This window comes from Caldalkalibacillus uzonensis (assembly GCF_030814135.1).
GTDB lineage: Bacteria > Bacillota > Bacilli > Caldalkalibacillales > Caldalkalibacillaceae > Caldalkalibacillus > Caldalkalibacillus uzonensis.
Genome location: NZ_JAUSUQ010000003.1, coordinates 308,004 through 326,455, shown reverse-complemented (window position 1 = coordinate 326,455; position 18,452 = coordinate 308,004). Strand labels below are relative to the sequence as shown.

At 48.0% G+C, this 18,452-nt stretch carries 12 protein-coding genes; all 12 read left to right on the top strand.

Annotated elements, in window-relative coordinates:
• The first annotated feature begins 13 nt into the window (after positions 1-13).
• Positions 14-1,021 (top strand): ArsJ-associated glyceraldehyde-3-phosphate dehydrogenase, encoded by a 1,008-nt coding sequence (locus J2S00_RS06170; protein WP_307336827.1) that lies wholly within the window; start codon positions 14-16, stop codon positions 1,019-1,021.
• An 87-nt stretch (positions 1,022-1,108) separates the two neighbouring features.
• Positions 1,109-2,290, top strand: coding sequence for a phosphoglycerate kinase (locus tag J2S00_RS06165; protein WP_307336824.1), 1,182 nt, complete (start codon positions 1,109-1,111; stop codon positions 2,288-2,290).
• 13 nt (positions 2,291-2,303) lie between these two features.
• Entirely contained in the window at positions 2,304-3,053 is a 750-nt protein-coding gene (gene tpiA, locus J2S00_RS06160) for a triose-phosphate isomerase (RefSeq protein ID WP_307336822.1), read from the top strand.
• 4 nt (positions 3,054-3,057) lie between these two features.
• The gene (gpmI, locus tag J2S00_RS06155) at positions 3,058-4,596 is read left to right on the top strand and encodes a 2,3-bisphosphoglycerate-independent phosphoglycerate mutase (RefSeq protein WP_307336819.1); all 1,539 of its coding nucleotides are present in this window, start codon (positions 3,058-3,060) and stop codon (positions 4,594-4,596) included.
• A 130-nt stretch (positions 4,597-4,726) separates the two neighbouring features.
• Complete coding sequence (gene eno / locus J2S00_RS06150) at positions 4,727-6,016, top strand: phosphopyruvate hydratase (RefSeq protein ID WP_307336816.1); 1,290 nt, start codon at positions 4,727-4,729, stop codon at positions 6,014-6,016.
• 609 nt (positions 6,017-6,625) lie between these two features.
• Entirely contained in the window at positions 6,626-7,867 is a 1,242-nt protein-coding gene (locus tag J2S00_RS06145; RefSeq protein ID WP_307336813.1) for an ROK family transcriptional regulator, read from the top strand.
• Positions 7,868-7,896: 29 nt separating this feature from the next.
• Positions 7,897-8,781 carry a carbohydrate ABC transporter permease gene (locus tag J2S00_RS06140; RefSeq protein WP_307336812.1) on the top strand — a complete coding sequence of 295 codons (885 nt, stop codon included), beginning with the start codon at positions 7,897-7,899 and terminating at the stop codon, positions 8,779-8,781.
• A gap of 100 nt (positions 8,782-8,881) precedes the next feature.
• Positions 8,882-9,649 (top strand): carbohydrate ABC transporter permease, encoded by a 768-nt coding sequence (locus J2S00_RS06135; protein WP_307336932.1) that lies wholly within the window; start codon positions 8,882-8,884, stop codon positions 9,647-9,649.
• Between the two features lie 115 nt (positions 9,650-9,764).
• Complete coding sequence (locus J2S00_RS06130) at positions 9,765-11,045, top strand: ABC transporter substrate-binding protein (protein WP_307336810.1); 1,281 nt, start codon at positions 9,765-9,767, stop codon at positions 11,043-11,045.
• An 86-nt stretch (positions 11,046-11,131) separates the two neighbouring features.
• Entirely contained in the window at positions 11,132-12,964 is a 1,833-nt protein-coding gene (locus J2S00_RS06125; protein WP_307336807.1) for a glycoside hydrolase family 125 protein, read from the top strand.
• Positions 12,961-14,889 (top strand): glycoside hydrolase family 15 protein, encoded by a 1,929-nt coding sequence (locus J2S00_RS06120; RefSeq protein WP_307336804.1) that lies wholly within the window; start codon positions 12,961-12,963, stop codon positions 14,887-14,889. The genes J2S00_RS06125 and J2S00_RS06120 overlap by 4 nt, the downstream gene beginning before the upstream one ends.
• Positions 14,886-18,392 carry a TIM-barrel domain-containing protein gene (locus J2S00_RS06115; RefSeq protein ID WP_307336801.1) on the top strand — a complete coding sequence of 1,169 codons (3,507 nt, stop codon included), beginning with the start codon at positions 14,886-14,888 and terminating at the stop codon, positions 18,390-18,392. The genes J2S00_RS06120 and J2S00_RS06115 overlap by 4 nt, the downstream gene beginning before the upstream one ends.
• Positions 18,393-18,452: the final 60 nt, after the last annotated feature.

Genomic DNA, 18,452 nt, shown 5'->3' with positions numbered 1-18,452 from the left:
AGGAGGAATCACAATGGCAACAAAAGTAGGTATTAACGGTTTTGGGCGAATCGGCCGCAATGTGTTCCGCGCGGCACTGAACAATCCCAATGTGGAAGTGGTGGCAGTCAACGACCTGACTGACGCCAAAATGCTGGCTCATCTGCTGAAGTATGACAGTGTGCATGGCCGTTTGAATGTGGAAGTGGAGCATACCGACGATGCCCTCATTGTGAACGGTAAAACGATTAAAGTGATTGCCGAGCGGGATCCGGCCAAGCTCCCTTGGGGCGGACTCGGCGTAGAAGTGGTTGTGGAAAGTACAGGACGTTTCACTGCCAAAGCGGATGCGTCCAAGCACTTGCAAGCAGGTGCCAAAAAAGTGATCATCTCTGCCCCGTCCAAGGACGCTGATTTTGATGTGGTCATGGGCGTCAACGAAGAAAAGTACGACCCGGCCAGCCATCATGTGATTTCCAATGCATCTTGCACCACCAACTGTCTGGCACCGGTTGTCAAGGTCCTGCATGAAACTTACGGGGTGCGCCGCGGCATGATGACCACTGTACACTCCTACACCAATGACCAGCAGATCCTGGACCTGCCCCATAAGGATTACCGCCGGGCCCGTGCTGCTGCACAAAATATTATTCCTACGACGACCGGTGCAGCGAAAGCAGTAGCCCTGGTTCTGCCTGAAATGAAAGGCAAGTTGAACGGCTTTGCCATGCGCGTGCCTACGGCTAACGTTTCTGTTGTCGATCTGGTGGCTGAACTGGAAAAGAACGTCACAGCCGAAGAGGTAAACGCCACTTTAAAACAAGCGGCTGAGGGGCCGTTGAAAGGGATCATGGCTTATTCTGAAGAGCCTCTGGTGTCTTCCGACTATAACGGCGATCCCCATTCTTCCACGGTGGATGCCTTGTCTACCATGGTGATTGAAGACAACATGGTCAAAGTGGTTGCCTGGTATGACAATGAATGGGGTTACTCCAACCGTGTGGTAGATTTAGTTGAATATATCGCCGGTAAAGGTCTATAATTTGAATAGTGTGTTAAGCAGCAAAGAGGAGAATGACCGTTCTCCTCTTTCGCATACATAATGTTGTGCGGTGTAAGGAGGGTACATATGGCCAAAAAAAGCGTGAAAGATATTGACGTTAAGGGGAAGCGCGTGTTGTGCCGCGTCGATTTTAACGTGCCGTTGGACGGGGAGAGGATTACGGATGATACCCGCATCCGTGCCGCTTTGTCCACCATTAATTACTTGCTTGAGCAAGGAGCGATTGTTATTCTTGCTTCCCATCTGGGACGGCCTAAGGGCGAAGTGAAAGAAGAGTTGCGCCTGGATCCGGTGGCCAAACGTTTGGCCGATTTGTTAGGCAAAGAAGTGTATAAAGCGGATGAAGCCATCGGACAAGAAGTGGAGGAGCAAATCGGCAACATGCAGCCGGGCGAGGTGCTGCTTTTGGAAAATGTGCGCTTTTATCCTGGCGAGGAAAAGAACGATCCTGAGTTTGCCAAGCAGCTGGCCCAACTGGCTGACGTCTATGTCAATGACGCCTTTGGTGCGGCCCACCGCGCCCATGCTTCCACGGAAGGGGTGGCTCACCATTTGCCCGCCGTCGCCGGTTTCTTGCTGCAAAAAGAACTGGATGTGCTGGGCGGTGCCCTGGAAGAGCCGGAGCGTCCTTTTACAGCTATTATTGGCGGGGCCAAAGTGAAGGATAAAATCGGCGTGATTGAAAACCTGCTGACAAAGGTGGACAATCTCTTAATTGGCGGGGGCTTGGCCTACACGTTTATCAAAGCGCAAGGCTATTCGGTCGGGAAGTCACTGTTGGAAGAAGACAAAATTGAACTGGCCAAATCACTGCTTGAAAAAGCCAAAGCCAACAACGTTAACTTCCTGATGCCGGTCGATTGTGTCGTAGCGGACCGCTTTGCTGCAGATGCCGAAACCCAAGTGGTGGGCATTGACAGCATCCCTGACGAGTGGGAAGCATTAGATATCGGGCCCGAAACAAGGGCACGTTATCGCAACATTATTTTGGAATCCAACCTGGTGATCTGGAACGGGCCAATGGGTGTGTTTGAGATGGAACCTTTTGCCCACGGCACCAACGCCATTGCCACCGCACTGGCTGACTGCCAAGGCACGACCATCATCGGTGGCGGAGATTCGGCTGCGGCCATTGAACAGGCCGGTTTGGCTGATGCCATGAGCCATATCTCAACCGGAGGCGGTGCATCCTTAGAGTTTATGGAAGGTAAAATCTTGCCGGGTGTTGCTGCTCTGGAAGATAAGTAAGGAGGGGGAGACCATGCGCAAACCGATTATCGCTGGCAACTGGAAAATGCATAAAACAGTCAATGAGGCTGTGGACTTTGCCCGGTCCATCGAGAATAAACTGCCTGATCCAGAAAGAATCGAAACAGTGATTTGCGCACCGTTTGTGGATTTGCCTGCCCTGGTGGAGTGGGCCAAGGACAAGCAGGTAGGCATTGGCGCCCAAAACATGCACTTTGAAGAACAGGGTGCTTTTACCGGGGAAATCAGCCCGGTCATGTTAAAGGAGCTGGGCGTTCAATACGTGATTCTGGGTCATTCCGAACGCCGCCAGTACTTTAATGAAACATGCGAAAGCGTCAATCTGAAAGCCCATGCTGCCCACAAGCATGGCTTAATCCCCATTATTTGTGTGGGTGAAACATTTGAAGAACGGGAAGAAGGCCAAACTAAAGAGGTGGTCCGCAGTCAGGTGATTAAAGCCCTGACCAACTTAACCGGGGAGCAAGTAAAACAATCTGTTATTGCTTACGAACCGGTGTGGGCCATTGGCACGGGCCAAACACCGACGGCTGAAGAAGCCAATGATGTGATCGCCTATATCCGCCAGGTGGTGGCTGAACAGTTTTCCCCAGACGTTGCTGAAGCCATTCGCATCCAATATGGGGGAAGCGTCAAGCCGGACAATATTGCCCAATTTATGCAGCAAACGGACATCGACGGGGCACTGGTGGGCGGTGCCAGCTTGAAACCGGATGCCTTTATAGGTTTATTGGAGGGGTAACAGCATGACAAGACCAAAACCAGTCGCCTTAATCATCTTGGACGGCTTTGCCCTCAGGGAAGAGACCCACGGCAATGCCATTGCCCAAGCCAACACCCCCAACTTTGACCGCTACTGGCAGCACTATCCCCACACCACATTAAAAGCATCAGGAGAAGCCGTGGGGCTGCCGGAAGGACAAATGGGCAATTCAGAAGTGGGGCACTTAAACATTGGGGCAGGCCGGATTGTGTACCAGGATTTAACCCGTGTGAACAAGGCCATCCAAGAAGGGGACTTTTATGAAAATGATGTGTTTCATCAAGCGATGCGCCATGTCAAAGAAAAAGGAACAGCCCTGCATCTGTACGGTTTGCTGTCAGACGGCGGCGTGCACAGCCATATTGACCACCTCTTCGCCTTGTTGGAACTGGCCAAGAAAGAACAAGTGGACAAGGTGTATGTCCATGCCTTCCTGGACGGCCGGGACGTGGCTCCCGACAGTGCCAAAGGGTACATTGAACAGCTGCTGGCCAAAATGGACGAACTGGGCGTGGGCCAGCTGGCCACCATCCAGGGCCGCTATTATGCCATGGACCGAGACCGGCGCTGGGACCGGACGGAAAAAGCGTACCGGGCCATGGTCTACGGAGAAGGCCCCCGTTACCGTGATCCCATTCAAGCCATTGTGGAATCTTACGAAAAAAGTATTTATGATGAGTTTGTGGAACCAACGGTTATTGTGGATGAACAGGATCAGCCGGTGGGCCTGATCCGTTCCGAGGATGCGGTCATTTTCTACAATTTCAGACCGGACCGGGCCATTCAGATCTCACAAGTGTTTACCAACGAAGACTTCCGCAGTTTTGACCGGGGAGAGAAGTTTCCCAAGGACTTATTCTATGTCTGCTTAACCCATTTTAGTGAGACGGTAAACGGTTATGTGGCTTACAGACCGGTTAACCTGGATAACACGCTGGGGGAAGTACTGACCCAAAACGGCTTGAAACAGCTGCGCATCGCTGAAACGGAAAAATATCCGCACGTCACCTTCTTCTTCAGCGGCGGCCGGGAGAAGAAATTTGACGGTGAAAAGCGGGTGCTGATTGACTCACCCAAAGTGGCCACCTATGACCTGAAGCCGGAAATGAGCGCCTATGAGGTGACCGATGCGGTGCTGGATGAGATCGACTCTGATGAGCACGACGTGATCATCCTCAACTTTGCCAACCCGGATATGGTGGGCCATTCCGGTAAATTGGAGCCGACCATCAAAGCGGTGGAAGCGGTGGATGAATGTCTGGGCAAAGTGGTCGATGCCGTACTGGCCAAGGGCGGTGTGGCTGTGATCACAGCGGACCACGGCAATGCGGATATGATCCTGGATGAAAACAATCATCCCCATACGGCCCATACCACCAACCCGGTTCCGTTTATTGTCACCAAAGAAGGCTTGAACTTAAGAGATGACGGTATTTTGGCCGATATCTCCCCTACCTTGCTCGATCTGTTACAAGTGGCTCAGCCGAAGGAAATGACAGGCAAGACGTTAATCAAGAAATAGTGTACAAGGCAGACGATGAACCTCTTCATCGCAAGCCTAAGCACTGTATGTCGTGATCCCTAGTGGCTGTGATAGGATGCTTGTAAAATACTATTGTTAAAATATCCATCGTGAAGGAGATGACTTTAACATGTCCATGATCAGTGATGTTTACGCCCGTCAAGTGTTGGATTCCCGCGGCAATCCGACAGTTGAGGTGGAAGTCTATCTTGAATCCGGTGCTTTCGGACGGGCCATCGTGCCTTCCGGTGCCTCCACCGGTGCCCATGAAGCGGTCGAGCTGCGTGACAATGACAAAGGCCGTTTCCTGGGCAAAGGCGTCTTAAAAGCTGTTGAAAATGTAAATGAAGTGATTGCCCCCGAACTGATTGGCCTGGATGCCACCAACCAAGTGGCCATTGACCGCCTGATGATTGAACTGGATGGCACCCCCAATAAAGGCAAGCTGGGTGCGAATGCCATCCTGGGTGTTTCCATGGCCGTCGCCCATGCCGCTGCCAATGAGGTTGGTTTACCGTTGTACCAGTACTTGGGCGGCTTCAATTCCAAAACCTTGCCTGTGCCGATGATGAACATCTTAAACGGCGGTAAACATGCCGACAACAACGTGGACTTTCAGGAGTTCATGATCATGCCGGTCGGTGCTGACAACTTTGCTGAAGCCCTGCGCATGGGCACAGAAATTTTCCATAACCTGAAGAAAGTACTGCAGGAAAAAGGCTTAAACACTGCTGTGGGTGACGAAGGCGGCTTTGCGCCTAACCTGAAGTCCAACGAAGAAGCCATCCAAACCATTATTGCCGCCATTGAGCAAGCAGGTTACCGTCCCGGTGAAGATGTGTTCCTGGCCATTGATGTGGCTTCGACGGAAATCTACAAAGACGGCAAATATGAGCTGGCTGGCGAAGGTGTCTCCTACACCGCTGATGAGATGATCAGCTTCTATAAAGAGCTGGTCGACAAGTACCCGATTATCTCCATTGAGGACGGCCTGGCCGAAGATGATTGGGAATCCTGGGCCAAGCTGACAGCAGCTATCGGGGACAAAGTGCAGCTGGTGGGAGACGACCTGTTCGTCACGAACACTGAGCGTCTGAAGCGCGGTATTGACACCAACACTGGTAACTCCATTCTGATTAAAGTAAACCAAATCGGAACCCTCACTGAAACGTTTGACGCGATTGAAATGGCCAAGCGCGCTGGCTATACGGCTGTGATCTCCCACCGTTCCGGTGAAACGGAAGACACAACCATCGCTGACATTGCAGTCGCTACCAACGCCGGCCAAATCAAAACCGGTGCTCCATCCCGCACCGACCGCGTGGCCAAATACAACCAGCTGCTGCGCATTGCCGATGAGCTGGATATCACCGGCCAATATGCCGGTAAAGCTGCTTTCTATAACTTGAAGCGTAAGTAAAAGCATAGCAAGCTTAGTCACCCCTCACATATCACTATAAAAGGACCCTTGTGCCCGTTCTGTGTCGGGGAGAGGGTCCTTTTAATGTTTGTTGTCATTTGCTAGCCGGAATAGTATATTAATATATTTTCTGCTCCCTCCTGAAATATCTGGGAAATTACTCTATATTTTTTTACTTTATATAATCTCGAAGAGAATCAAAACTATAAACAACCCATAATTATCGTGACATTATTTATTTTTATATTTTCCTACTCAATTTTTTGTGTTTTTAATACTACTAATGATGCTTTACAATATGCCAGACTAAGAATTAAATACCTTAGAATAAAGAAAGATAGATAAGCACATTTAAGCACATGTTTTTTGTTCCGATCTTTGACACATTATTACGCTACTTTGGTCTAGATAATTAAACAGATCCTTATGACTGTGTATCAAAGTTAAGGGTCTTTTTTATTTGCCTGTTTAGGAGAAATACGAGTCCGTGATAACCATCCAGTGTTAATTTAAATTCGATCCCTTGACCTAAAAATGATAAAATTTTCGAAAACTAACTTGTTTCATTGAATAAAGTAAGTTATAATCAGACTAACATCACAGTTTGAGGTGAGAAAATTGGCAGATATTAGAACAGGGAACAAGCAGTTAATCAAAGATCTTAACCGCTCGCTCGTCATAGAGACGATCCGCAATAAAGGACCGATCAGCCGGACGGACATTTCCCATATTTTAAATTTAGGTCTGTCAACTGTGACCTACATCGTCGACGATTTGTTAAACAACGGCCTTGTGATTGAAACCGGAGAAGCCGATTCCAGTGGAGGAAGGAGGCCCGTTCTGTTTGAGTTTAACCACAAATTCGGTTATACGATTGGTATCAAAATTGAAGTGAATCACATTATTTTTGCTTTGACTGACCTCAATGCCAATATTGTGGTTAAACATATTACTTCTTTTCCGGAAGGTGAAAAAGCACCTCAAGTCATTTCGTTAATTACAGAGGGTATTAAGGATTTGATGTCCTTAGCGGACATATCCTTTGAAAAGCTATTAGGGATTGGTATTGCCGTATCAGGCCATGTTAATGGCAAGACAGGGACAGTGATCAGATCCTCACTCCTGGGTTGGACCAATGTGGATTTAAGCAAAGAGATTGAAAAACATTTTAATCTTCCTGTTTATGTGGACAATGATGTTAACGCTTACGCTTTGGCCGAGCTAGCCAAGGGATACGGCCGGACGCATGACAGTTTTATTTGCCTCTCTATTGGAGAGGGTATTGGAACTAGCATTGTGAATGAGGGGAAGCTGTATTACGGCCACCAAGGCGGAGCTGGTGAGTTCGGCCATACGATCATTCAAGTTAACGGTTATTTGTGCCACTGCGGGCAACGCGGCTGTCTGGAAATGTATGCTTCCAACAAATTTCTGCGCAAAGAAGGGAAACTGTTAATCTCACAATTCCCGGATTCTGCATTAAGGAGCAGTTCCTTCTCTTTTGATGAGGTTTATCAGGCTGCTGCCCTGTTTCGAGATCCTCTGGCGCTTGAGCTCTTGAAAAGAGCAGGTGAATATCTCGGAGTGGGACTGATCAATATGATTAACAGTTTAAACCCTGAGACTATTGTTTTGGTTGGAGAAGGGATGATTGCCCAGGAGTTTTTTTTACCTTATGCCATTGAGACGGCCAATCGAAACTTTTTTGCCAAGGGCGGTTATGAAACCACCTTTTATGTTTCCGAACTGGGCAATGACGCCTGGCTGATGGGAGCTGCATTGCTGGCGATTAAGCATCTGTTTGAACCTCCCATCTACAAGGACAGCAAGGCAAAATCGATCAGCCTTTAAACCGCCTGCAAGATAAAGGGGGAAACATAATGGTCGGCAATACGGGATGGAAAAAGTTCGCTGTCATCAGTATTTTTTTACTGCCAAACTTAGCTGGTTTTCTGTTTTTTATCGGCATTCCGATTATCTCGTCATTTGTGCTTAGTTTTACAAGCTGGGATCTTTTATCACCACCTCAATTCGTTGGAGTAGACAATTATATAAACTTGCTGCGTGACCCATCATTTTTTAATGCTCTTACAAACACTTTACTGTTTATTGCGGGTTATTTGCCGACCGTTATGGTGCTGGCTTTAATCGTGGCCCTTCTTCTTAATAGACGGTTAAGGTTTAGGGTGTTTTTCCGGGCCGCCTACTTTGTGCCTGTCATCACGTCTTGGGTGGCAGTGGCTCTCATCTGGAAATGGATGTTTAACCCATCGTACGGGTTGGTTAATTATTTTCTGTCGCTGATCGGTATCAACGGCCCAGCCTGGCTGCAAGACCCGTCCTGGGCTATGCCCAGCATCATTATCACCAGTGTGTGGAAAGATATTGGTTTTGTGATGGTGATCTTTTTAGCCGGATTACAGGGAATTCCTGAAAACTATTACGAGGCGGCTGACATTGATGGGGCTAATGGATGGCAAAAATTTAGGTATGTCACGCTGCCTTTGCTCGCACCGACCACCTTTTTCGTTTTAGTGATTTCGTTAATCAATTCTTTTCAAGTCTTTGACCAGGTGATGATAATGACCGAAGGCGGACCAGCAGGCGCAACCACGGTGATGGTTCAGGAAATATACAACCACGCTTTCCGTTATTTCCAAATGGGCTATGCTTCCGCTTTGTCCTGGGTGTTGTTTGCCCTGATCTTTGTGGTCACCTTTATCCAAATGAGATGGCAAAAAAGGTGGGTTGATTATGGAAAGTAAAACCACACTAGAGACGCATAAAAAGCCCCATACTTCCAGTATTGATATTGTCAGTATTATTAAACAAGCGGTGTTCTATCTGTTGATTGTCAGTGGCGCCATGATCATGATCGTCCCATTCTTGTGGATGATCTCCACGTCTTTAAAGTCTAAAGGGGCAACCATGGTTCTTCCTCCACAGTGGATTCCGGACGAGATAAGCCTGGACAATTACATCAGAGTGGCCGAAGTGTTTCCAGTGGAAAAGTTTTTACTGAACAGCATCATTGTTGCCGTGTTCACGACAGTCGGACAGCTGCTACTGTGTTCCATGGCAGCCTATGTGTTCGCCCGAATCCAGTTCAAAGGACGGGAGACGCTGTTTCTCCTTTACCTGGCTACCTTGATGGTTCCTACGCAGGTCACGATGATTCCGCAATTTATTCTGATGAAATATCTGGGCTGGCTGGATACGTATCAAGCCCTGATTGTTCCTGGTGTGTTCAGTGCCTTTGGCACCTTTTTGCTCAGACAATCCTTTCTGACCATTCCCAAGTCGTTGGAAGAAGCGGCCTTTATAGACGGGGCCAGCCATTTCAGAGTTTACTGGCAAATCATCCTTCCACTAGCTAAACCGGCCTTGGCCACCCTTGCAGTTTTTTCCTTTATGCAATCTTGGAACAACTTTTTGTGGCCGCTCATTATTATTAGCGACCGTAACATGATGACACTTCCGTTGGGATTGTCCATGTTGCATGGCAGGTGGGAGACAGACTGGAACCTGATGATGGCAGGGGTGGTGATCAGTGTGATACCGATTTTAAGTGTCTATCTCTTTGCCCAAAAATACTTTATTCGCGGTATTACTTTAAGCGGGCTGAAAGAATAAAAGGATGGTCACTTTGTTGAACAGGGGGTGGTGGATCAGGGACAGGAAAGAGACATGTTGGTCGGATAAGATGGGACGCGGTTCATTGTTTATTATCCAAAAGGGGGAAATCACATTGAGAAAAATAGTCTTCTGTTTGTCTATTCTCATTCTGTTGGCCGGATTAATAGCTGGATGCGGCTCACAAGAGTCAAGTACACCGTCTGATTCAGATGTACCTGCTGATGAACAAGTCACCATCACCTACTTCACCTTTTCTCCGGGTGAAGGCCATGAACAAGCTTTGCAAGCGATGATTGAAGCATTTGAGGCTAAACATCCCAACATCAAGATTAAATATGAGATGGCTTCATTCCAGGATTATTTTACCCGCTTGCAAACCCAAATTGCTGGCGGAAATGCACCGGATACCTTTGAGCTAAACTATGAAAACTTTGTCAGCTACGCGGCCAAAGGTGCCCTGTTGGAGCTGGATGAATTAATTGCCAATGATCATGAATTTGATCCTGGTTCTTTAAACCAGCGTGCCTATGAAGCGTTTCAATACAATGGAAAACAATACGGCATGGTGGAGAGTTTTTCCAACGTGGTGCTCTTTTATAACAAAGATCTGTTTGATGAAGCGGGTGTAGAGTATCCCCAACCCGATTGGACCTGGGCGGATGAATTGGAGGCTGCCCAACAACTGACCAATCATGAAGAAGGGATCTGGGGGACTTATGCTCCGGTTCAGTTTTGGGAATTTTATAAAACCATTGCCCAGAACGGGGGAGCCGTTTTCAATGAGGACAAAACGGAGGTCACCTTGCATACACCCGAGAATGTGGAAGCTTTGCAATGGATGATCGACAAAATTCACAAATATAAGGTGACGCCATCTGATGCAGACATGTCGGGCCAATCTGACGGAGACCTGTTTAAAGCCGGAAAGATTGCCATGTTGCGGACCGGTATTTGGATGTTTGATTCCTTTAAAGATGCGCCGTTTGACTGGGATATAGTATTGGAACCTGGCAACACGCAGAAAGCGCACCACTTTTTTGCCAACGGTCTGGCCATCTCCAAAGACAGCGAACATCCTGAAGCCGCTTGGGAATGGATCAAATTTATGAGTGCCAGTCAGGAAGCGGCCCAAATTCGTGTTGATGCCGCTTGGGAATTGCCGGCCGTCAGTGAACCGTCATTGGTTGAAGACTACCTGCAGCAAACACCTCCAGAAAGCAGACACATTGTATTTGAAGCCTTAGACACACTGGTGGTGCCTCCTGTGATTGAACGCTGGAGCGAAATGACAGATATGATCGATGAGGAGCTGGACCGAGTCAAATTGGGTCAAAAGACGCCTGATGAAGCGTTGGCTAATGCGGAGAAAAAATTAAAAGAGCTGCTGGATTAAGCATGGAAGACTAAAGAAGAAGGAAAAGAGGAAGTTACTCTCTTTTCTTTCTTCTCACTTTTAAAAAAAGGGTGGGAGAGGCAGCAATGAAACTGAGGATGACTGACATTTACATTCCAACCGGCAATGAGCAAGTTTCCATTCCAACACTCTATACAGATGGAAGGATTGAAAATATTAATTTTATCAGCATGAAGCACAGGGGGTTAATTGAGATTGCCGGGCATTCCGGAGACTGCCCCCTCATGCAGCCTGTGTTAAGGGTCGACGGGCAACGGATCAGTTCGTCTTTGTATTGGGAGAGAGAAGCCTACTGGATACCCAAATTTATATGTCAGCATGATTATTTAATCTGGAAAGGGGAGATCTGTGCCCCGGTAGGTGAACGGGGTTTTTACTACCTGCTGCAAGTCACAAATACGAATTGTACGGAAAAGCAAACGATAGAGTTCGGATTGGAAGGGTGTTGGTATAGAAATTTACATACCATTAACGAAAGTAAGGAAATCAACGCACGTCCCACCGTGTTTGAGAGCGGATGGAATCAGTCTATTATTTTGGAGTTAGTAGGTGAAACCCCTTTGTTTGCCCTGGCGCCAATCACTGATACAGAATTAGACATATTGCAATATCAACAAGATGAAAATCAGAGTTGGACATATGCTTTGCTAAAAAAGGCGATATTGGAGCCTGGCCAACAAATGTCTCTTTGTTTTTACTGGGGGTTAGGCCTTGAAGAGGTTGGTGCTGCCACTGCTGCTAAAGAAATGTACAGGAAAGGTTGGCAGACTGTTAAGCGAACCACCCTGGACTGGCTGCAGCAACGGATAAAGACCACGACAGACCAGCGCCTTGACGAAGTGATGAATGTGAATCTGTTTTTCAATTATTTTTTTGCCACAGGCAAAACGCTTGATACGGAAGAAGATGTGTTGGTCACCTCCCGCAGCCCAAGGTATTACGTCAGTGCGGCCTATTGGGACCGTGACAGTTTGTTGTGGAGTTTGCCTTCTATTCTGGTGACCGATGTGAAACGGGCCAGGAAGATGCTCGATTACGTGTTTACCACCCAACGCCGAAACATTGGCATTCACAGCCGCTACATTGACGGGACAGTGCTTGAACCTGGGTTTGAACTGGATGAATTGTGTGCGCCCATCATTGCCTTAGACCGTTATGTTTGCTATAGCGGAGACTGGGGCTATCTGGAAGAACCGCATGTCCGACAATCGGTGCAGCAGATTATAGCGGAATTGGAGGAACACCGTCATCCGCGCATCGACCTGTATGACACCTTTCTGCAGCCGACAGATGATCCGATAACCTATCCATATTTGACCTACAACAATGTCCTGGTGTGGAAAGTGTATATGATCTTAAGCGATATGGCTAAAAAGCATGGTGAGCACAATCGTGCCCAGATATACCTTGAGAATGCCAAACGTGTTAAACAAGCGATCCAAACTCACATGATCGTTAAACATGAAGGCCAAGACATATATGCTTGGTCAGTAGATTTAAACGGTCATTTCAATGTGTATGATGAACCTCCCGGCAGCTTGCAGCTGTTACCGTATTACGGTTTTTGTGCCTTTGATGATCCGGTGTACCTGAACACGGTGAAAGTGATTCGCTCGCCGGTCAATGATTACGCGTTTGCCGGATGTGCCTTTGCAGAGTTAGGGTGTGCCCATGCTGAACATCCCTGGGTGTTAAGCATTGCCAACAGCTTTTTGGCTGGCAGGAAGGAGCAGGCCAAAGATCTGATTTTAAGAGCACCCATGGACGGCGGCATTGCTTGTGAGAGTATTGACGAGCATACCGGTGTTTCACGGACCGGTGAGCATTTTGCCACCTGTGCCGGATTTTTAGCTTATGCTATTTATATGGCGTTTGGACAAAAGGAGGAAGAGCAATGACGACTTACGGTCAACGCTATCCTGGCATTGCCGTTGTGGGGGGAGAAAACACCTCTGCTTTATATGGTGTGGATAATGGTATCGTGGACTGGCAGGGGGTGGGTATTCAACATTTCTTTTATCAAACCTATGAGCATGATCTGATCCATTCCGCTGTCACCTTTCTTAAGCACCCTAACGGTGAGCTGGAAATTGGCAACAGAAAGATCAACGGTAAGTCTCATCCTATTCACCAGCACCCGCAGACTACTAGTACTAAGGAAGGTTATTTGTTCCAAACCCGGTTTAAGTCCCAAGTCAACAAGCGGATAGGATGGCAAGAAGAAGTGTTTGCTACTGAAAAGAATAAAATTGTTTTTGAAACAACACTGTTTAATGAAAACTCCCAAACAGTGCAGTTGGAAACGGGGGGTTATGTGATCCTGCGGAATCCAGGTGGTGGGAAGGCAATAAAGACAGAGCAGGGCGTTATCTGGACCAGTCCATATGGCAGTCTTATCATAGCCATGGAACAAGTACAAAAGATTAACATCAATGTGGAGTCTCCCACAGGATTTGTTTGGCAAACTATGCAAAACTTGCTTACTGAGACAGAAACTCCTGCCGAACTTCAAACCTCCCATTTCATCGGTGTCACATTAAGCTGTGATATAAGCATTCCCGCTCACTCACAAGTTTGCATCCGTTGGGGAATAGCAGTAGGAGGGGAGCCGGGGTCCCTGAATCAAGCTGCCTTATGGGACTGGGACCATGAGCGCAGTCAGGCATCAGCCTATTGGCGCCAGTGGTTGCATAACGGCGTAGAGCAAAGTCTCCATTTGCCTTCACATATCCGTTCATACTACCATGTCAACCTTATTGCTCTCAAAGCGTCCTTATTGGGCGGTTTTGTACCAGCAGATATTACAGGGCATTATTATTCCAAAGGCTCTCCCTGCTACTATGCGAGGGATGCGATGATGATTGCCCGATCCTTCTTGTTAAGCGGCCATTATAAAGAAGCACAAGAAATCATGGATTATCTTATCCAGCGAGCAACCAAAGACGGAACCGGTGAATTTTACCAAAGGTACGACGCCCAAGGTAAGCCGAGAGAGGGAGCCAATAACAATGTGTTCCATCAACTTGATTCACAAGGGTATTTTTTGCGTAATGTTCTGACCTACTTTCAACGGACCGGGGAGTGGCTGCTGTCGTTAGATGAAATCAAACCTTATGTGGAAGTGCTGCGAAAATACCGGGGCAAACATGGGCTGATCGGGCCGGAAGGCGGAGTGAATGAAGGGGTATTCGGACCGGCTTACATTACCTCTTCAAATATGTTTATCTATGGCGGATTGATGGCTGCCGCTGATATGGCTGAACTGCACGGGGATAATCGAAGGGCCGACTCATGGAGAAAGTTGGCTAAGGATATTCAGCAGGGAATAGAATCAACATGGCTGGAGAATGAGGGGCGATATGGCTATGGTTACGTCACCTATAGCGATGAAGTGGTGAAAAAATATGATACGCCGCAATATTTTGCTCCATTATACGGTTATCCGCTGAATGAGAGGATGCAAAAAAACAACCGCTTCTTGCTGGAGCATGCTTCATTTTTTGGGCATGGTATAGGCTATACCGAGCAAGAGTACCATCACGGGCCATGGCTGTTTAATACGGCAGCGTGTGCCCAGTTTCAAGCACTAATCGGTGATGCAGAGCAATATGAAGCTAAAATCAACTGGCTGCTGGATCACGCCAACGGTTATGGTTTGATGCCAGAAGCCATTGATGCCCAAAATGAGCAACAGGCCTTTATCAATCCCTTAACCTGGGCCTGTGCTGAATTTGTCTCCGCAATCTCTATCCTGTCTACAGAGGATGGATTTAATTATGGCCGGCTGGCGGTCTGCCGGAATCTTTGGGAGGGAGCGAAATGAGCTTGATGGGTAAATTGTTCCGAGCATACTGTTATCAGTTAGAAAAGAGATTCAACCAATCGGAACAGATTTTAAAACAAAGTGCTGAACAGACAGGAAAGGAGGATCACATTCTGCCCAAAGCGGTGTGGATATGGATGTTGGCGGAGCACCAGGCACGAAGTAACGAACACCAGCTTGTTATCCAATATCAAAGCTTGATCGAGCATGCGGTGAACTTTATATGTGACCATTGGCAGCAACCTGCTTCAAATATCTGGGGAGAATCTGATGATCTTATTCATATCTCTAATCTCGGGATATGTTATGGCGCTCTTAATGCTGCCAAACGGCTGACGGGTCAGAATATTCTTCAGAAATATTTGACTGAAATACGTGATTTTGTTTTTGAGCACGGTCTTTCCGGCGGGATGCTCATCCGGGCCAAGGATAAAAGAGAAGTCTCAACCGACCTCTTGGCGACGGTGATGCCCTTTGGCCTTTTCTCACCGGAAGATTTGGTCCTGGTGGAAGCCGTCAAAGCTATTGAGGAGCGGTTAGTCTATGACAACAAGGTTTATCACTCGCTGGCCTCCAGGAAGGAATCGCCGGCAAGCACCGCCTGGCTGGCCTGGTATTTTACAGAAAAAGGAGAACTGGATAAGGGCAACTTCTACCTTAAAACAGCCCGGCAATTACTGTCGGGTGAGGATAGCGGGGATGGTGAGTTGGCCGATGCGCTTATCGATATCGTCAACCATTACTTGAGTGAAGCCTTACCTGCAACCGGTGAGGTGCGCATGATTCACACCCCGTTTGGACATGACAATCCGTATCACCCCCTTCAGACAGATAGAGAGCCCAAGCTGCCCCAAGCAGGTCAGGACGTTAAAGTGAGAGCGCAAGTCTGGCCTGAACCTGAAAACGGACAGGTGTTTGTCCATGTTAGGACAGAGTCGAAAGAATATGAGGTCAAATGTGTCAAAAAGCATCAGGAGGATAACGTCCTGTGGGAGGCTTCACTCGGTTCCTTCTCCCTTGGTGAGACTGTGCGTTATGCTTTTTACCTTCAATTGCCAGATCGGACGGTCAGGGGGAAGGAGGAATACTCGTTTTCACCGTTGGCCCTGAATGAGCTGGCCTCCGTGTCATGCTTGGGTGTGGATGAGAATACCTTGTGGCTGAAGGGAGAAGATACGCTACAGCTTCATAATGTCTATATTGGGATGGGAAACACGGCTGAAGGGTGGAGGTGTGAGGTGAGGTTAGCCGACCGTGGAAAATCCGCTTCACCCGGTATTGATCTCCCCCCTCAACAGAAACAAAGTCTTTTACACTGGCAAGAGGATGAAGAGCAGATTCAACTGTTTGGCCCTAACGGGACATGTGTGTTCCGCAAAAAGCCGTTTCACATTCAAGTGTTGGATGGTAAGGAAAATATACTGCTGTCCGGCTATGAGCACCTTTTACCCGTCCTGCAGTGGTCAGTCGACAGCGAGGGGCAGGTTTATCAAATGCGGTGGAATTTTCATTCCCCGCTGGATGAACGGTTTTACGGAATGGGAGAAAGGTATCACCGTCTGCAATATCGGGGAGAACGTATCGATTGCTATGTATACAATCAGTACCGGGACCAGGGCAGCCGCACTTATCTGCCAGCGCCCTTTTACTTGAGCTCAAAGGGGTATGGATTCTTTTTGGATCATCCCTGCTATTCCGTATTTGATTTTGCCCATCAATTTGAAGATCTGCTTTCCATTAACATTGATTTGAACCCCGCCCGGCCCTTCTGTTCCTTTCATCTTTTCAGTGGAGAGCCCAAAGAGGTGCTCCAGCACTATACGGCGGTGACCGGCAAGCCGGTGCTTCCTCCGGTGTGGGCTTTCGGTCCCTGGATGTCCAGCAACAATTGGGACCGGGAATCGGTGGTCAAACAGCAGGTGGAGCTGACTAATCGCTATCAAATCCCTGCAACGGTGCTGGTTCTGGAACAGTGGAGCGATGAGTGCACCTACTATATTTTCAATGATGCCGAGTATGATCTAAAGCCAGGACATGACTTTTTCAACTATGAAGATTTTCATTTCCCGGCGTGGGGACGCTGGCCCAATCCCAAAGCATTGATTGACTATGTTCATCAACAAGGTATGAAAGTGATCTTGTGGCAGATACCCATCCAGAAGTATCTAAATAAGCAATCTCATGCCCAGAAGGATGAGGATGAACGCTACATGATTGAGGCGGGCTATGTGGTAAAAGAAAAAGACGGACGCCCGTACCGCATACCGGAAGGGTGGTTTAAAGGAAGCCTTTTGATGGATTTTTCTAATAACGAAGCCTGCGAGTGGTGGTTTAGCAAACGTAAGTATTTGCTGGAGATTGGAGTGGACGGTTTTAAGACGGACGGTGGTGAATTTGTTTTCGGACGGGATGTACAGTTTGCTGACGGACGGACAGGAGCAGAAATGCGCAACCTGTATCCTAACGATTATGTGCAGGCTTACTTTGACTTCGCCTCCAGTTACCACAACGGAGAGGCGCTCACCTTCAGCCGGGCAGGATATGCAGGGGCGCAGAATTTTCCTGCTCATTGGGCGGGGGATGAACGTTCCACATTCGATGCCTTTCGTCACTCCCTGATTGCCGGACTCAGTTCAGGCTTGTCCGGTATCCCGTTTTGGGGCTGGGATTTGGCTGGCTTTAACGGAGAAATTCCCACTTGTGAACTATTCATCCGTTCAGCTCAAATGGCCGCATTTTGCCCCATTATGCAGTATCATGCTGAAAGTAAAGCAGAGTTTAACCAGGACCGGACCCCGTGGAACATTGCCGAGAGGACTGGGGACAGGCGGGCCATTGAGGGATACCGATTTTACGCCAATCTGCGCATGAACTTATTGCCTTATATATTTGCCCAGGCTAAAACATCCAGTCTGACAGGTGTTCCGCTGATGCGGAGCTTATGGCTGGAATTTCCGGACGATCTCCGCTGCTATTCTGTGTACGACCAGTATTTGTTTGGTGACGATTTGCTTGTCGCTCCAGTTATTGAGGAAGGAGCGACCGAGCGGATGGTTTATTTCCCGCAAGGCAAGTGGATCGATCTGTGGACGAATGAGGTGGTTACAGGCCCCTGTTGGAAACGGGTCAAAGCGCCCCTCTTGAAAATTCCGGTGTATGTTCGTCAGGGAACTGTTCTTGCTTGTAATTGTGGGGAAGATTTAAAGCTGGGCACCTGGGTAGGAAACCGCGTCGATCAATATGCTGGCCAGCCTGTGTTGCGCCTATATCCTGCGGAAGGCATGACCAAAACGGTGGAGGATCATTTGCAACAAACATGGTCCATCAGTTGCAGACGAGCTGACGGACAGTGGCAGATTGATGTGAATGGTCCCAAAGGAACGGTGTGCCTGATTCCACAATCACTGCTGGAGGGTGAACAGACCATCCTTGTCAATGGCAGGGAAATACAGCCCAATAAACAGGCAACTACAGATGATTCATGCGTGGTTATCAGGCTGTAAGATACACAGTACAGCGTAAGGGAGGTGATTGGCTATCGCAAAAAACACAGGATTGTAGAG

What these genes read in the sequence shown, in the direction of transcription:
- J2S00_RS06170 (WP_307336827.1), top strand. Translation starts at nt 14, where the DNA reads ATGGCAACAAAAGTAGGTATTAACGGTTTTGGGCGAATCGGCCGCAAT.
- J2S00_RS06165 (WP_307336824.1), top strand. Translation starts at nt 1,109, where the DNA reads ATGGCCAAAAAAAGCGTGAAAGATATTGACGTTAAGGGGAAGCGCGTG.
- tpiA (WP_307336822.1), top strand. Translation starts at nt 2,304, where the DNA reads ATGCGCAAACCGATTATCGCTGGCAACTGGAAAATGCATAAAACAGTC.
- gpmI (WP_307336819.1), top strand. Translation starts at nt 3,058, where the DNA reads ATGACAAGACCAAAACCAGTCGCCTTAATCATCTTGGACGGCTTTGCC.
- eno (WP_307336816.1), top strand. Translation starts at nt 4,727, where the DNA reads ATGTCCATGATCAGTGATGTTTACGCCCGTCAAGTGTTGGATTCCCGC.
- J2S00_RS06140 (WP_307336812.1), top strand. Translation starts at nt 7,897, where the DNA reads ATGGTCGGCAATACGGGATGGAAAAAGTTCGCTGTCATCAGTATTTTT.
- J2S00_RS06135 (WP_307336932.1), top strand. Translation starts at nt 8,882, where the DNA reads ATGATCATGATCGTCCCATTCTTGTGGATGATCTCCACGTCTTTAAAG.
- J2S00_RS06125 (WP_307336807.1), top strand. Translation starts at nt 11,132, where the DNA reads ATGAAACTGAGGATGACTGACATTTACATTCCAACCGGCAATGAGCAA.
- J2S00_RS06120 (WP_307336804.1), top strand. Translation starts at nt 12,961, where the DNA reads ATGACGACTTACGGTCAACGCTATCCTGGCATTGCCGTTGTGGGGGGA.
- J2S00_RS06115 (WP_307336801.1), top strand. Translation starts at nt 14,886, where the DNA reads ATGAGCTTGATGGGTAAATTGTTCCGAGCATACTGTTATCAGTTAGAA.